Origin of the sequence: Roseicyclus sp., assembly GCF_052168335.1 — a bacterium.
In the GTDB taxonomy this organism is placed as follows: Bacteria; Pseudomonadota; Alphaproteobacteria; order Rhodobacterales; family Rhodobacteraceae; genus Roseibacterium.
This window is the reverse complement of record NZ_JBQLZP010000368.1, coordinates 1-14,031: the sequence shown is the minus strand read 5'-3', so window position 1 is coordinate 14,031 and position 14,031 is coordinate 1. Positions and strand designations below refer to the sequence as shown.

The following is a 14,031-nucleotide window of genomic DNA, read 5'->3' as shown; positions in this document are numbered from 1 at the left end:
CCCGATCTGGGGACGGCAGCGACGCCCGGCCCGGTGTCCCCGCCGGCGCGGCCGCCGGCGCGCTCTGCGACGACGCGGGCATCTGCCGCTGATCGTGCGGGCCTGACCGCGCACGGCGCGAAGGCCCCGCATCGACACGTCAATCGGGACCATCGGGGCGCCTGCGCTCCGGTGGTCCCTTTCGTTTCGGGACACCAAGGGCGCATCAGCCGCCCGGCCGCACAGAAGGGACAGCGCCCATGTTCAAGAAGCTCCTGATCGCCAACCGGGGCGAGATCGCCTGCCGCGTGATCAAGACGGCCCGCCGCATGGGCATCCCCACCGTGGCCGTCTACTCGGACGCCGACCGCAACGCGCTGCATGTCCGCATGGCGGACGAGGCGGTGCATATCGGCCCGCCCCCGGCCTCGGAGAGCTACATCGTCATCGACCGGATCATGGAGGCGATCGGCGCGACCGGCGCGGACGCCGTCCATCCGGGCTACGGCTTCCTGTCCGAGAACATGAAGTTCGCCGAGGCGCTGGAGAAGGCGGGCGTCGCCTTCGTCGGCCCGCCCGTCGGCGCGATCGAGGCCATGGGCGACAAGATCACCTCCAAGAAGATCGCGGCCGAGGCGGGCGTCTCGACCGTGCCGGGATTCATGGGGCTGATCGCGGATGCCGACGAGGCGGTGAAGATCTCCAACGAGATCGGCTATCCGGTGATGATCAAGGCCTCCGCGGGCGGCGGCGGCAAGGGCATGCGGATCGCGTGGAACGACACCGAGACGCGCGAGGGCTTCCAGGCCTCGAAGAACGAGGCGCGCTCCTCCTTCGGGGACGACCGGATCTTCATCGAGAAGTTCGTGACCCAGCCCCGCCACATCGAGATCCAGGTCCTCGCCGACGGGCATGGCAACTGCGTCTACCTCGGCGAGCGGGAGTGTTCGATCCAGCGCCGGAACCAGAAGGTGATCGAGGAGGCGCCCTCGCCCTTCCTCGATGCCGAGACGCGGAAGGCGATGGGCGAGCAGGCCTGCGCGCTGGCCCGTGCGGTGGGCTACACCAGCGCGGGGACTGTCGAATTCATCGTCGACGGCGCCCGCAACTTCTACTTCCTCGAGATGAACACCCGCCTCCAGGTGGAGCATCCGGTGACGGAGCTCATCACCGGCATCGACCTCGTCGAGCAGATGATCCGCGTCGCGGCGGGCGAGAAGCTGCCCTTCGCCCAGAGCGACATCAAGCTCACCGGCTGGGCCATCGAGAGCCGCCTCTACGCCGAGGATCCCTACCGCAACTTCCTGCCCTCGATCGGGCGGCTGACGCGCTACCGCCCGCCGCAGGAGGTGCAGGCAGGCCCGCTCAACGACACCGGCAAGTGGCAGGGCGAGGCGCCGCATGGCGAGACGGCGGTGAGGAACGACACCGGCGTCTTCGAGGGCGGCGAGATCTCCATGTACTACGACCCGATGATCGCCAAGCTCTGCACATGGGGCCGCGACCGGGACGAGGCGCTCGAGGCGATGCGCGTCGCCCTCGACAGGTTCGAGGTCGAGGGGATCGGGCACAACCTGCCGTTCCTCTCGGCGGTGATGGACCATCCCCGCTTCGTCTCGGGGGCGATCACCACGGCCTTCATCGCCGAGGAATACCCCGAGGGCTTCGCGGGCGCGACGCTCGGCGCGGGCGACCTCCGGCGCGTCGCGGCGGCGGCGGCGGCGATGCACCGCGTGGCCGAGATCCGGCGCACCCGCGTCTCGGGGCGGATGGACAACCACGAGCGGCGCGTCGGTTCCGACTGGGTCGTGAGCCTCCAGGGCACGCATCACCCCGTCCGGATCGCCGCCGACCACGACGGCTCGACCGTCACCTTCGAGGATGGCGCCGTGATGCGCGTGACCTCCGACTGGACGCCCGGCGACCATCTCGCGCGGCTGATGGTCGAGGGCGCCCCCCTGGTGCTCAAGGTCGGCAAGATCCCCGGCGGCTTCCGCATCCGCACGCGCGGGGCCGAGCTGAAGGTCCATGTCCGCAGCCCGCGCCAGGCCGAGCTCGCCGCGCTCATGCCGGAAAAGCTGCCGCCCGACACCTCGAAGCTCCTGCTTTGCCCGATGCCCGGCCTCATCGTGAAGGTGGACGTGGCCGTGGGCGACGAGGTGCAGGAGGGGCAGGCCCTCTGCACCGTCGAGGCGATGAAGATGGAGAACATCCTGCGTGCCGAACGGAAGGGCATCGTCACGAAGATCAACGCGGGCCCCGGCGACAGCCTCGCCGTGGACGAGATCATCATGGAGTTCGAGTGAGGGCCGTGACCCGCCGCGCCCTGCCTTACTGCCCGCCCGACCGCAGCTCCTCCTGCCGGAAGGAGAAGTTGTCGATGCCGCGCGTGATCTCGCGGACGTCGCGGGGCGAGGGGCGGCGGAAGCCGACGCTGCCGTCCTTCTGGAGCACGACGAGCGAGAAGCCGCGCGGCCGGAGGGCGGTGCGGATCGCCGTCCGGGCGGAGGGGTCGGTATCGACGATGATGACCACGTCGCGCTCCAGCAGCGGATCGGGCCGTGCGGCCAGAAGCTGCATCTGCTCGATGAAGCGCGGATCGTTCGGCGTGTCGGCAAAGACGATGATCGGCCGCGCGACCCAGAAGAATTCCTCCAGCGTCAGCCCGGCCGCGTCGCGGGGCGCGAGCGGATCGAGGTCCTCGACGGTCTCGGCCGCCTGCGTCTCGACGGCGTCGGCGGTCTCGGTATCGGCCATGGCCATCGCGCCCGATCCGTCCTGCGCGAAGAGGGCGGCGGGCACGAGAACCAGCGCGGCGATGGCGGAAATCAGGGTCGGTCGCATTCTCTCTCCATTCCGGGGAGATATAGGCGGACCGCCCGCGAAAGCGAAGGCCTTGCTGACGCAGGGGGCCGGCACGGGGATGGCACGACGCGCGCCGCAGGCCGCGAGAGGCCGCACAGCATACAGCACGAGGACGAACCCATGACCGAAGGCCGCAACGGCATCGACGCCTGGCGCAAGCGCGCCGCGAAGGAGCTTCGGGGCGCCGACCCCGACACCCTCGCCTGGGAGACGCTGGAGGGCGTCCGGGTGAGGCCCCTCTACACCGCCGAGGACGCCGCGGACCTGCCGCACATGGGTACGCTGCCGGGCTTCGAGCCCTTCACCCGCGGCGTGAAGGCCACGATGTATGCCGGCCGTCCCTGGACCATCCGGCAATACGCGGGCTTCTCCACGGCGGAGGAATCGAACGCCTTCTACCGCAAGGCGCTGGCCGCCGGGCAGCAGGGCGTCTCGGTCGCCTTCGACCTCGCCACGCATCGCGGCTACGACAGCGACCATCCCCGCGTGGTGGGCGACGTGGGCAAGGCGGGCGTCGCCATCGACAGCGTCGAGGACATGAAGATCCTCTTCGACGGCATCCCGCTCGACCAGGTCTCGGTCTCGATGACGATGAACGGCGCGGTGATCCCGGTCCTGGCCAATTTCATCGTCGCGGGCGAGGAGCAGGGGCACGACAAGGCGGTGCTGTCGGGGACCATCCAGAACGACATCCTCAAGGAGTTCATGGTCCGCAACACCTACATCTACCCGCCGGAGCCCTCGATGCGGATCATCTCCGACATCATCGGCTACACCTCCGAGCACATGCCGAAGTTCAACTCGATCTCGATCTCCGGCTACCACATGCAGGAGGCGGGCGCGAACCTCGTGCAGGAACTGGCCTACACGCTGGCCGACGGGCGCGAATACGTGCGCGCGGCCATCGCGGCGGGCATGGACGTGGATCGGTTCGCCGGGCGGCTCAGCTTCTTCTTCGCCATCGGCATGAACTTCTTCATGGAGATCGCCAAGCTCCGCGCCGCGCGCACGCTGTGGCACCGGATCATGACGGAGGTGGGCGCGAAGGACGAGCGCTCGAAGATGCTGCGCACCCATTGCCAGACGAGCGGCGTCTCGCTGCAGGAGCAGGACCCCTACAACAACGTGGTGCGCACGGCCTTCGAGGCGCTGTCGGCCGTCCTCGGCGGCACCCAGTCGCTGCACACCAACAGCTTCGACGAGGCCATCGCCCTGCCGACCGAGTTCTCGGCCCGGATCGCGCGGAACACGCAGCTGATCTTGCAGGAGGAGACCGGCGTGACGAAGGTCGTCGATCCGCTGGCGGGCTCCTACTACGTCGAGAGCCTCACGAACGAGCTGATCGAGAAGGCCTGGGCGCTGATCGAGGAGGTCGAGGAGATGGGCGGCATGACCAAGGCCGTGGAAAGCGGCCTGCCCAAGCTCCGCATCGAGGAATCGGCGGCGCGGCGGCAGGCGGCCATCGACCGGGGCGAGGACGTCATCGTGGGCGTCAACAAGTACCGCAAGGACAAGGAAGACCCCATCGACATCCTCGACATCGACAACGTGAAGGTGCGCGACAGCCAGATCGCGCGTCTCGAGAAGATCCGGGCGGCCCGCGACGAGGCCGCCTGCACCGCCGCGCTCGCCGAACTGGAACGGCGCGCGCGCGAAGGGGGCAACCTGCTCGCCGCCGCGGTCGAGGCCGCGCGCGCCCGGGCCAGCGTGGGAGAGATCAGCATGGCCATGGAAAAGGTGTTCGGGCGCCACCGCGCCGAGGTGAAGACGCTCGCCGGGGTCTACGGCTCGGCCTACGAGGGCGACGAGGGCTTCGCCGAGATCCAGAAGGACGTCGAGGCCTTCGCCGAGGAGGAGGGGCGTCGCCCGCGGATGCTCGTGGTCAAGATGGGCCAGGACGGCCACGACCGGGGCGCCAAGGTCATCGCCACCGCCTTCGCCGACATCGGTTTCGACGTGGACGTGGGCCCGCTCTTCCAGACGCCGGAGGAGGCGGCGCAGGACGCCATCGACAACGACGTCCACGTCGTCGGAATCTCCTCCCAGGCGGCGGGGCACAAGACGCTGGCGCCCAAGCTCATCGAGGCCCTTCAGGCCGAGGGCGCGGGCGACATCATCGTCATCTGCGGCGGCGTCATCCCGCACCAGGACTACGAGTTCCTGAAGGGCGCGGGCGTGAAGGCGATCTTTGGGCCGGGCACGCACATCCCCTCGGCGGCGAAGGAGATCCTCGACCTCATCCGCCGGACGCGCGCGGCCTGAGGCCGGGGCGGACACGGTCTTTTTCCTTGCCCGGCGCGCGTGTCTCCGCCAACGGTTGACCCGCGAGCCGTTTACCCGTGAAGCAAAGGATTACCGTCATGTTCCGCGCCCTCCTTCCCGTCGCCCTCGCCTTCCTCCTGCTGCCGTCGCTGCCCGCGAACGCCCAGGACGACGCGCTCCGCGCCGCCGTCGAGCGCTACATCAACAACCCCGTGCAGCAGCGCATGATGGACGACATGTTCTCGCCCGACGCGATGGTGGCGCAGATGCGCGCGGTGATGCCCCAGATCACCGAGGAGGAGCTTCAGTCCGTCGCGGCCATCGCCGCCGAGGAGTTGGCGATCCTGCGACCCGATCTCGAGACGGCGATGATCGAGGCCGCCATCGCGCATTTCACCCTCGAGGAGGTCGAGGCGCTGGACGCCTTCTACAGCACGCCCGAGGGGGCGAGCGTCATGGTCAAGATGCAGCCCTTCATGGCGACGGCGATGGGCCTCGTCGGTCCGCAGATGATGGCGGCGCAGATGCGCATCGGCCAGCGCGCGATGGAGGAGCTGTCGGGCCGCTAAGGCCCTTGCCCCGCCGCACGCCCTCGCGCATCTAGGGCTGGAGAAGGAGTTTCGATGGCCCTCCCCGTCCGCCAGCAGGTCACCTACTGGGGCGCCGCCGCCGTGGCGCTCGGCGTCGTGCTGTGGCTTCTCGGCGATGTCATCCTGCCCTTCATCATCGGCGGCGCCATCGCCTATTTCCTCGACCCGGTCGCCGACAGGCTGGAGCGCATGGGCCTCAGCCGGGTTCTGGCCACGGTCGTCATCTTCATCCTGCTGATCCTCGTCGTCGTGGTGGCGGGCCTCATCGTGATCCCGACGCTGATCCAGCAGGCGACCGATCTCGTGCAGCTCGCGCCGCAGATCTTCGAGCAGCTCCGGGCCTGGCTGACCGAGCAGTTCCCGACGCTGATGGACGAGGACTCGCCGCTGCGCTCCTCGCTCGCCACGGTGGGCCAGACGATCCAGTCGCGCGGGGCGGAGCTTCTGCAGGGCATTCTCAGCTCGGCGGCGGGCGTGCTGAACGTGCTCGTCTTCCTCGTCGTGGTGCCGGTCGTGGCCTTCTACATGCTCCTCGACTGGGACCGGATGGTGGCCCGGATCGACGAGCTTCTGCCGCGCGACCACGCGCCGACGATCCGCCGTCTCGCGCGCGAGATCGACCGGACGCTGGCGAGCTTCGTGCGCGGGCAGGGGACGGTCTGCCTCATCCTCGGCACCTTCTACGCCGCCGCGCTCATGATCATCGGGCTCCAGTTCGGGCTCGTCGTGGGGCTGGTGGCGGGGCTTCTGACCTTCATCCCCTACGTGGGCGCGCTGGTGGGCGGCGCGCTGTCGATCGGGCTCGCGCTGTTCCAGTTCTGGGGCGACTGGTGGTGGATCATCGCGGTCGCCCTCGTCTTCCAGGTGGGACAGATGGTCGAGGGCAACATCCTGACGCCGAAGCTCGTCGGCAGTTCCGTGGGCCTGCACCCCGTCTGGCTCATCTTCGCGCTCTCGGCCTTCGGGGCGCTCTTCGGCTTCGTCGGTCTCCTTGTCGCCGTGCCTGTCGCCGCGGCCATCGGCGTGCTCGTGCGCTACGCGCTCGAACGCTACCGCGAGGGGCGGCTCTACCGGGGGCTCGACGCGGGGCGCGGACCCCACCCCGAAGCGTGATGCCCGAACAGCTCGTCCTCGATCTGCCCGTCCGCCCGGCGATGGGGCGCGGCGATTTCCTCGTCACCGAAAGCAACGCCGCCGCCGTCGCGCAGGTGGAGGGCTGGGCCGACTGGCCGCACGGCAAGCTCGTGCTCACCGGGCCCGAGGGGGCGGGCAAGACGCATCTGGCGCATGTCTGGGCGGGTCTTTCCGGCGCGGTCATCGTCGCGGCGGCCGACGTGACCGAGGCCGACATGCCCCGCCTGTCCGAGGCGCCCGCCCTCGTGCTCGAGGACGTGCCCGCCGTCGCGGGCGACCTCGCGGCCGAGACGCGGCTTTTCCACCTGCACAACGCGCTTGCGAACCGTGGCGCTCCGCTCCTCCTGACGGGGGCCGCGCCGCCCGCGCGCTGGGGCCTTTAGCTGCCCGATCTCGACAGCCGGGTGCGGCAGGCGGGGCTCGCGCAGCTCGACCCGCCCGACGACGCGCTCCTCGGCGCGCTTCTCCTCAAGCTCGCCCATGACCGCGCGCTGAGGCTGACGCCCGCGATCCTGTCGCATGTCGTGCCCCGGATGGAACGCTCGGCGGCCGCCGTGGCCGGTTTCGTCGAACGGCTCGACACCCGCGCCCTGTCGCGCCAGCGTCCGCCGCGCCTGACCGACGCCAAGGCGGTCCTTGCGGAGATCGAGGCCGGCGTGTCACGCTCCCGTCACGGTTCCTGAATAGGTCCAACCCGATGAGTTTCGCCGACTTCCTGAATGCGCCCCTGCCCGAGCCCGCCGACCTGCCCGCCGCGCAGACCGAGGGGCCGCGGCGCTTCTTCAACAGGGAGGTGAGCTGGCTCGCCTTCAACTGGCGCGTGCTGGAGGAGGCGCAGAACCCGCGCGTGCCCCTGCTGGAGCGGGTGCGCTTCATCTCGATCAGCGCGGGCAACCTCGACGAGTTCTACACGGTCCGCGTCGCGGGCCTGCGCGAGCTGGCGCAGGAGGGCAAGACCGGCCTCTCCGACGACGGGCGGACCCCGGCCGAGCAGCTCAAGCTGATCAACGCCGACGCGCGGCGGCTGATGCAGCACCAGCAGGCGGCCTGGGTCGCGCTGAAGAAGGAGCTCGAGGCCGAAGGCATCACCGTCGTCACCCGCAAGGAGCTGAAGACGGCCGAGCGCAAGCACCTCGAGGAGGTGTTCCTGGCCCTCGTCTTCCCGGTCCTGTCGCCGCTCGCCATCGACCCGGCGCACCCGTTCCCTTTCATCCCGAACGAGGGCGTTGCCCTCGCCCTCCAGATGCGGCGCGAGCGCGACGGGCGCGAGCTTCAGGCGCTCCTGCCGATCCCGGCGCAGATCGACCGCTTCCTCCGCCTGCCCACGGCCGAGGGCGAGGCGCGGTTCCTGCCCCTCGAGGAGCTTCTGCTCCTGCACATCGGCGCGCTCTTCCCCGGCTACGAGCTCAAGGGCTCGTGCATGTTCCGCATCCTGCGCGACAGCGACATCGAGGTGGAGGAGGAGGCCGAGGACCTCGTGCGCGAGTTCGAGACCGCGCTCAAGCGCCGCCGCCGGGGCGAGGTGGTGCGCCTCCAGGTCAGCGCAGGCGCGCCCGCCGACCTCAAGGCCGAGATCATCGAGCAGCTCCACGTCTCGGAGGACGAGGTCGTGGACGTGAAGGGCATGATCGGCCTCGTGCGCCTGAAGGAACTGGTGATCGACGAGCGGCCGGATCTCCTCTGGCGGTCCTTCACGCCGCGCGTGCCCGAGCGGGTGCAGGACCATGACGGCGACATGTTCGCCGCGATCCGCCAGAAGGACATGCTGCTGCACCACCCCTACGAGACCTTCGACATGGTCATCCGCTTCCTCAGCCAGGCGGCGCGGGACCCCAACGTGGTGGCGATCAAGCAGACGCTCTACCGCACCTCGAACGAAAGCCCGATCGTCGACGCGCTCTGCGAGGCGGCCGAGAACGGCAAGTCCGTCACCGCGCTGGTGGAGCTCAAGGCGCGCTTCGACGAGGCCGCGAACATCCGCCAGTCGCGCAAGCTCGAGCGCGCGGGCGCCCATGTGATCTACGGCTTCATCACATACAAGACCCACGCCAAGATCTCGACCGTCGTCCGGCGCGAGGGCGACCGGCTCGTGACCTACACCCATTTCGGGACCGGCAACTACCACCCGATCACGGCGCGGATCTACACCGACCTCAGCCTCTTCACCTGCGACGACTCGCTGGGGCGCGACGCCACCAAGGTCTTCAACTACGTGGGCGGCTATGCCGAGCCCGAGGGGCTGGAGAACCTCGCCATCTCGCCGCTCTCGCTCAAGCAGCGCATCCTCGACAACCTCGCCGCCGAGGCCGAGCACGCGCGCGCCGGCCGGCCCGCCGTGGTCTGGGCCAAGATGAACGCGCTGATCGAGCCCGACGTGATCGACGCGCTCTACGAGGCGAGCCGCGCGGGCGTGAAGATCGACCTCGTGATCCGGGGCATCTGCGGCCTGCGCCCCGGCATCCGCAACCTGTCCGAGAACATCCGCGTGAAGTCGATCGTGGGCCGCTTCCTCGAGCATTCGCGCATCGTCTGCTTCGGCAACGGCCACGGCCTGCCGCACAAGAACGCGCGGGTCTACATCAGCTCGGCCGACTGGATGGGGCGCAACCTCAACCGCCGGGTCGAGACGCTTGTGGAATGCCGCAACCCGACCGTGAAGGCGCAGATCGTGGGGCAGATCATGGCCGCCAACCTCGCCGACGTGGCGCAGAGCTGGGTGCTCCAGCCCGACGGGTCGTTCCGCCGCGCGAACCTCGAGGGGATGGAGAATCCCTTCTCCTGCCACCGCTTCTTCATGGAGAACCCCTCGCTCTCGGGACGGGGCTCGGCCGGGGCCAAGGACGTGCCGGAACTGACCCACGGGACGGAGTGACGCGCGCCGAGGGTGATTGACGGGCGCGACGGACACATGCCATCACCCTGCCCATGTCGCGGCTGACGATTGCATGAGGCGTGGGATCGGCATGGACGATCTGCACCCCGAATGGGGCCCGTTCGGGGTTCCGCTCTTCGACGCCCCCGAGGCGCAGGCCCTCAGCCGCGTCGGCGTCATCGACATCGGCTCGAACTCGGTCCGCCTCGTGGTCTTCGACGGCGCGGCCCGTAGCCCGGCCTACTACTTCAACGAGAAGATCCTCTGCGGCCTCGGCGCCGGGTTCTCCGAGACCGGCCGCCTGAACCCCGAGGGGCGCGTGCGCGCGCTCAAGGCGCTCCGCCGCTTCGCGGCGCTGACGCGCGGGATGGGCGTCGCGCCGCTCCTGACCGTGGCCACCGCCGCCGTGCGCGACGCCGAGGACGGCGACGCCTTCCGCGAGGAGGTCCTGGCCGAGACCGGCCTCGACATCCACGTCATCGACGGCGACGAGGAGGCGCGCCTGGCCGCGCAGGGCGTGCTCCTCGGCTGGCCGGGGGCGGAGGGGCTGGTCTGCGACATCGGCGGATCGTCGATGGAGCTTGCCGAGCTGAAGGGCGGGGGCAAGGTGGGGCTCCGGCACACCTCGGACCTCGGGCCTCTGAAGCTCATGGGGATCGGCGGCGGCAAGAAGGCCGTCCGCGCCCACATCAAGGACCGCGTCGGACGCCTCGCGCAGGCCTTCCCGAACCGGCCCGAGCGGCTGTTTCTCGTCGGCGGATCGTGGCGGGCCATCGCGCGCATCGACATGGAGCGGCGCGGCTACCCGCTCAAGGTGCTGCACGAATACCGGATGACGCCCAAGGCCATCCTCGAGACGATCAAGCTGATCGAGAGGAGCGACATCGCCGAGCTGCGCGCCCGCACCGGCACCAGCAACGAACGCATGCGCCTCGTGCCGATCGCGGCCGAAGTGCTGAAGGTTCTCGTCCGCCAGCTCCGCCCCAAGGAGGTCGCGGTCTCCTCCTACGGCATCCGCGAGGGCCTGCTCTACGAGCAGATGTCCGACGCGCTCCGCCACCGGGACCCGCTGATCGAGGCCGCGCGCCACGCCGAGGCCTCGTCGGCGCGGATGCCGGGCTTCGGGCGGCAGCTCTACCGCTTCGTCGAGCCGCTCTTCCCGGGCGCGCGCCTGCCCAAGAAGCGGCTGATCCGCGCCGCCTGCCTCCTGCACGACGTGAGCTGGCGCGCGCATCCCGACTACCGCGCCGAGGTCTGCTTCGACAATGCGACGCGCGCGAACCTCGGCGGCATGACCCATGCCGAGCGCGTCTATCTCGGCCTCGCGCTCCTGCACCGCTACAAGTCGAACCGGGCCGGGACGGGCTTCGATTCGAACCTCCTCCAGCTCCTGCCCGAGCCGCTCGTCCTCGAGGCGGAGATCCTCGGCCGCGCCATGCGCTTCGGCGCGATGTTCACCGTCGCCAACCCGACCGACCATGGCGCGCTGACCTGGCGGCCGAAGCGGAAGGAGCTGTTCCTGAGGCTCAAGACCGACGAGGGGCGCGCCCTCTTCGGCGAGGTGGCCGAGGCGCGGTTCAAGGCGCTCGCCACCGCGATGGGGGCCGAGGCGAAGGTGCTGGGCGCCCCGGGCTGAGGTCGCGCGCCCGCTGCCTTGTGGCAGCATTTCCGATCGCGTAGAGGTCTCGGGAAGCCAAGCCACAGGGTCCCCGACAGATGCGCCTTTCCCGCTATTTCCTGCCCGTTCTCAAGGAAACCCCCTCCGAGGCGCAGATCGTCAGCCACCGGCTGATGCTGCGGGCGGGCATGATCAAGCAGGCCTCCGCCGGGATCTACTCGTGGCTGCCGCTCGGCTACAAGGTGCTCCGCCGCATCGAGGAGATCGTCCACGAGGAGCAGATCCGCGCGGGCCACCTGCCGATGCTGATGCCGACGATCCAGTCCGCCGATCTCTGGCGCGAGAGCGGGCGCTACGACGCCTACGGGGCCGAGATGCTGCGGATCAAGGACCGGCACGAGCGCGACATGCTCTTCACGCCGACGGCGGAGGAGCTGATCACCGACATCTTCCGCGCGCATGTCACGAGCTACAAGGACCTGCCGCTGACGATGTACCAGATCCAGTGGAAGTTCCGCGACGAGATCCGCCCCCGCTTCGGCGTGATGCGGGGGCGCGAGTTCTACATGAAGGACGGCTACAACTTCGACCTGACGAAGGAGGACGCGCTCCACGCCTACAACCGTCACCTCGTCAGCTACCTGCGCACCTACGAGCGGATGGGCCTGCAGGCGATCCCGATGCGCGCCGACAGCGGCCCCATCGGCGGCGACGACACGCACGAGTTCCTCGTGCTGGCGGAAACGGGCGAGTCGGAGGTGTTCTACGACAGCGAGATCACCGACCTGCGCTTCGGCGACCGCGAGATCGACTACGACAGCCACGAGGCCTGCCGCGCCGTGCTGGAGGAGTTCACCTCGCGCTACGCCCGGACCGACGAGACGCACGACCCCGCCCTCTTCGAGCAGATCCCCGAGGCGCGCCGCCGCGTCGCGCGGGGCATCGAGGTCGGCCAGATCTTCTACTTCGGCACCAAGTATTCCGAGCCCATGGGCGCGGTCGTGACCGATGCCGAGGGCAACCGCGTGCCGGTTCACATGGGCTCGCACGGGATCGGCGTCTCCCGTCTCGTGGGCGCGATCATCGAGGCCTGCCATGACGAGAACGGCATCGTCTGGCCCGAGGGCGTGACCCCGTTCCACGTCGGTATCGTCAACCTCAAGCAGGGCGATGCCTCCTGCGACACGGCCTGCGAGGACCTCTACAGGGCGCTGGCCGCGCGCGGGCTCGAGCCGCTCTACGACGACCGGGAGGAGCGCGCGGGCGCGAAATTCGCGACGATGGACCTGATCGGCCTGCCCTGGCGGATCACCGTCGGGCCGCGCGGCCTCGGCCAGGGCAAGGTGGAACTCACCCGGCGCAGGACCGGCGAGAGCGAGGAGATGTCGCTCGAGGCCGCCGTCGCGCGCGTGGCGGAGATATACGGCCGCGCCTGAGCCGCCCGGGGCCTGCTACTTGCCGCCGGTCCCCGGTCCGGGCGCGGGCTGCGCCGAGACCTGCCCCGAGGCGAGCGCCCGCATCTCGGCCATGATGTAGTCCGTGTACATGGCGATGTTGCGGTCGTAGGCCTCGCGCGGGCGCGTGTCGGTGTAGCTCTCGATGCCGATGATCCTGTAGCGCCCGCCATCCTCGATGAAGAGCGGCGAGCCCGAGTCGCCCTGCAGCGTGTCGCATTCGTGGACCAGCGTGCTCGAGGGGCCGAGCTCCACGAAGGGGCAGTCGAGGTTGCCCGTCATCACGCCGTCCCGGTCGTAGCTGTAGCCCGCCTGCATGATGTCCGGGCCGCCTCCCGCCACCAGCGCCGCGACCTCGCTTGCGCCGAGGCCGGTCACGTCCATCCAGCCGACGACGTCGCCGATGGGCTGGGCGAGGTAGACGAAGGCGAAGTCCATGCCCTCCTGCTCGCCGTTGAGCCAGCCTGCGGGCACGTGATAGCCCACCGTGGCCGAACGCGCGACGGCATTGCCCCGATCGTAGCCCGCGAGGAATTCCACCGGCGGCGTCACGATCGCACCGCCCTCCGCGATGCAATGCGCCGCCGTCAGGACGGTCACGGGGCCGATCAGGACGCCGGTGCAGCTCGTCGATGACAGGTCGAGATAGCCGATCATGCTCCAGGGCGCGGCCGTCGTGTCGACCTCCACCCGGTCGTCGGTGCCGAAGAAGGCGCGCTCGAACATGCCGGCGAAGGGGGCGGCCTCGGTCACGGCGAGCGTCGCGGCGGGCCAGTCGCTCGTCTGCGCGTAGGTGCCGACCCAGACGTCGTACTGCCCCCCGGCGGCCGCCGCGAAGGTCAGCGCGGGGTTGAGGCCGGAACTGTCGTCATTGCAGGACCAGGCCCCGTCCGGCCCGTTGACGAGGAGGACCGTGTCCGCGTCCGACTCCACGTAGAACGAGAGGGGCAGGCCCTGCCCGGGGGTGAAGTGAATGCGGAAATCCGGCGCCTCGGCGAAGTAGCCGGCGCAGCGGTTGCCCGTGACCGTGTCGGTGTACTCGCCCCGGATGTGCCCGCCCGCCAGCAGGCTGACCCAGTTCGGGTCCGGCAGGAAGCCCGAGGTCACGGTGAAGACGCCGAAGGTCGAGGGCAGGCCCGCGTCCTGCGCATGAAGGGCGGGCGCGGCGGCGAGGGCTGCGGCGAGAACGGCGATACGGGCGAACATGGTCACGAAGGGTCCCCGGGCTGGATGTCGCCGCGAGGTTAGGCGGGGGAG

The 14,031-nt window shown here is 69.8% G+C and carries 11 protein-coding genes; 9 read left to right on the top strand and 2 right to left on the bottom strand.

The genetic code is table 11. The features are described from left to right. The first annotated feature begins 239 nt into the window (after nucleotides 1-239). The gene (locus ACTS11_RS11350; protein WP_442640425.1) at nucleotides 240-2,285 is read left to right on the top strand and encodes an acetyl-CoA carboxylase biotin carboxylase subunit; all 2,046 of its coding nucleotides are present in this window, start codon (nucleotides 240-242) and stop codon (nucleotides 2,283-2,285) included. A 25-nt stretch (nucleotides 2,286-2,310) separates the two neighbouring features. On the opposite strand, the gene ACTS11_RS11345 is transcribed toward ACTS11_RS11350, so the two are convergent. After that, nucleotides 2,311-2,823, bottom strand: coding sequence for a DUF4174 domain-containing protein (locus tag ACTS11_RS11345; protein WP_442640424.1), 513 nt, complete (start codon nucleotides 2,821-2,823; stop codon nucleotides 2,311-2,313). Between the two features lie 141 nt (nucleotides 2,824-2,964). Here ACTS11_RS11345 and scpA point away from each other — a divergent pair, with 141 nt between their 5' ends. From scpA to proS, 8 genes are all read left to right on the top strand, one after another. Beyond that, entirely contained in the window at nucleotides 2,965-5,106 is a 2,142-nt protein-coding gene (scpA, locus tag ACTS11_RS11340) for a methylmalonyl-CoA mutase (protein ID WP_442640423.1), read from the top strand. Nucleotides 5,107-5,204: 98 nt separating this feature from the next. Continuing rightward, nucleotides 5,205-5,675 carry a DUF2059 domain-containing protein gene (locus tag ACTS11_RS11335; protein WP_442640422.1) on the top strand — a complete coding sequence of 157 codons (471 nt, stop codon included), beginning with the start codon at nucleotides 5,205-5,207 and terminating at the stop codon, nucleotides 5,673-5,675. A gap of 54 nt (nucleotides 5,676-5,729) precedes the next feature. Then, nucleotides 5,730-6,809, top strand: coding sequence for an AI-2E family transporter (locus tag ACTS11_RS11330; protein ID WP_442640421.1), 1,080 nt, complete (start codon nucleotides 5,730-5,732; stop codon nucleotides 6,807-6,809). Further along, nucleotides 6,809-7,213: a hypothetical protein gene (locus ACTS11_RS11325; RefSeq protein ID WP_442640420.1), complete on the top strand. Its 405-nt coding sequence runs from the start codon at nucleotides 6,809-6,811 to the stop codon at nucleotides 7,211-7,213. Before ACTS11_RS11330 ends, ACTS11_RS11325 begins: the two co-directional genes overlap by 1 nt. Nucleotides 7,214-7,234: 21 nt before the next feature. Further along, nucleotides 7,235-7,513 (top strand): hypothetical protein, encoded by a 279-nt coding sequence (locus ACTS11_RS11320; RefSeq protein WP_442640419.1) that lies wholly within the window; start codon nucleotides 7,235-7,237, stop codon nucleotides 7,511-7,513. Nucleotides 7,514-7,527: 14 nt separating this feature from the next. Further along, nucleotides 7,528-9,702 carry an RNA degradosome polyphosphate kinase gene (locus ACTS11_RS11315; RefSeq protein ID WP_442640418.1) on the top strand — a complete coding sequence of 725 codons (2,175 nt, stop codon included), beginning with the start codon at nucleotides 7,528-7,530 and terminating at the stop codon, nucleotides 9,700-9,702. Between the two features lie 73 nt (nucleotides 9,703-9,775). Beyond that, nucleotides 9,776-11,338 (top strand): Ppx/GppA family phosphatase, encoded by a 1,563-nt coding sequence (locus ACTS11_RS11310; protein ID WP_442640417.1) that lies wholly within the window; start codon nucleotides 9,776-9,778, stop codon nucleotides 11,336-11,338. 80 nt (nucleotides 11,339-11,418) lie between these two features. Beyond that, on the top strand, nucleotides 11,419-12,756 hold the full coding sequence (gene proS / locus ACTS11_RS11305) for a proline--tRNA ligase (protein WP_442640416.1): 1,338 nt from the start codon (nucleotides 11,419-11,421) through the stop codon (nucleotides 12,754-12,756). Between the two features lie 15 nt (nucleotides 12,757-12,771). Here proS and ACTS11_RS11300 read toward each other — a convergent pair whose 3' ends face one another. Beyond that, on the bottom strand, nucleotides 12,772-13,980 hold the full coding sequence (locus tag ACTS11_RS11300) for a trypsin-like serine peptidase (protein ID WP_442640415.1): 1,209 nt from the start codon (nucleotides 13,978-13,980) through the stop codon (nucleotides 12,772-12,774). Nucleotides 13,981-14,031 lie beyond the last annotated feature (51 nt).

Excerpts from the sequence above, each read along its gene's own strand:
- ACTS11_RS11345 (WP_442640424.1), bottom strand. The coding sequence starts at position 2,823 with ATGCGACCGACCCTGATTTCCGCCATCGCCGCGCTGGTTCTCGTGCCC.
- ACTS11_RS11350 (WP_442640425.1), top strand. The coding sequence starts at position 240 with ATGTTCAAGAAGCTCCTGATCGCCAACCGGGGCGAGATCGCCTGCCGC.
- ACTS11_RS11310 (WP_442640417.1), top strand. The coding sequence starts at position 9,776 with ATGAGGCGTGGGATCGGCATGGACGATCTGCACCCCGAATGGGGCCCG.
- ACTS11_RS11300 (WP_442640415.1), bottom strand. The coding sequence starts at position 13,980 with ATGTTCGCCCGTATCGCCGTTCTCGCCGCAGCCCTCGCCGCCGCGCCC.
- scpA (WP_442640423.1), top strand. The coding sequence starts at position 2,965 with ATGACCGAAGGCCGCAACGGCATCGACGCCTGGCGCAAGCGCGCCGCG.
- proS (WP_442640416.1), top strand. The coding sequence starts at position 11,419 with ATGCGCCTTTCCCGCTATTTCCTGCCCGTTCTCAAGGAAACCCCCTCC.
- ACTS11_RS11315 (WP_442640418.1), top strand. The coding sequence starts at position 7,528 with ATGAGTTTCGCCGACTTCCTGAATGCGCCCCTGCCCGAGCCCGCCGAC.
- ACTS11_RS11335 (WP_442640422.1), top strand. The coding sequence starts at position 5,205 with ATGTTCCGCGCCCTCCTTCCCGTCGCCCTCGCCTTCCTCCTGCTGCCG.
- ACTS11_RS11330 (WP_442640421.1), top strand. The coding sequence starts at position 5,730 with ATGGCCCTCCCCGTCCGCCAGCAGGTCACCTACTGGGGCGCCGCCGCC.
- ACTS11_RS11325 (WP_442640420.1), top strand. The coding sequence starts at position 6,809 with ATGCCCGAACAGCTCGTCCTCGATCTGCCCGTCCGCCCGGCGATGGGG.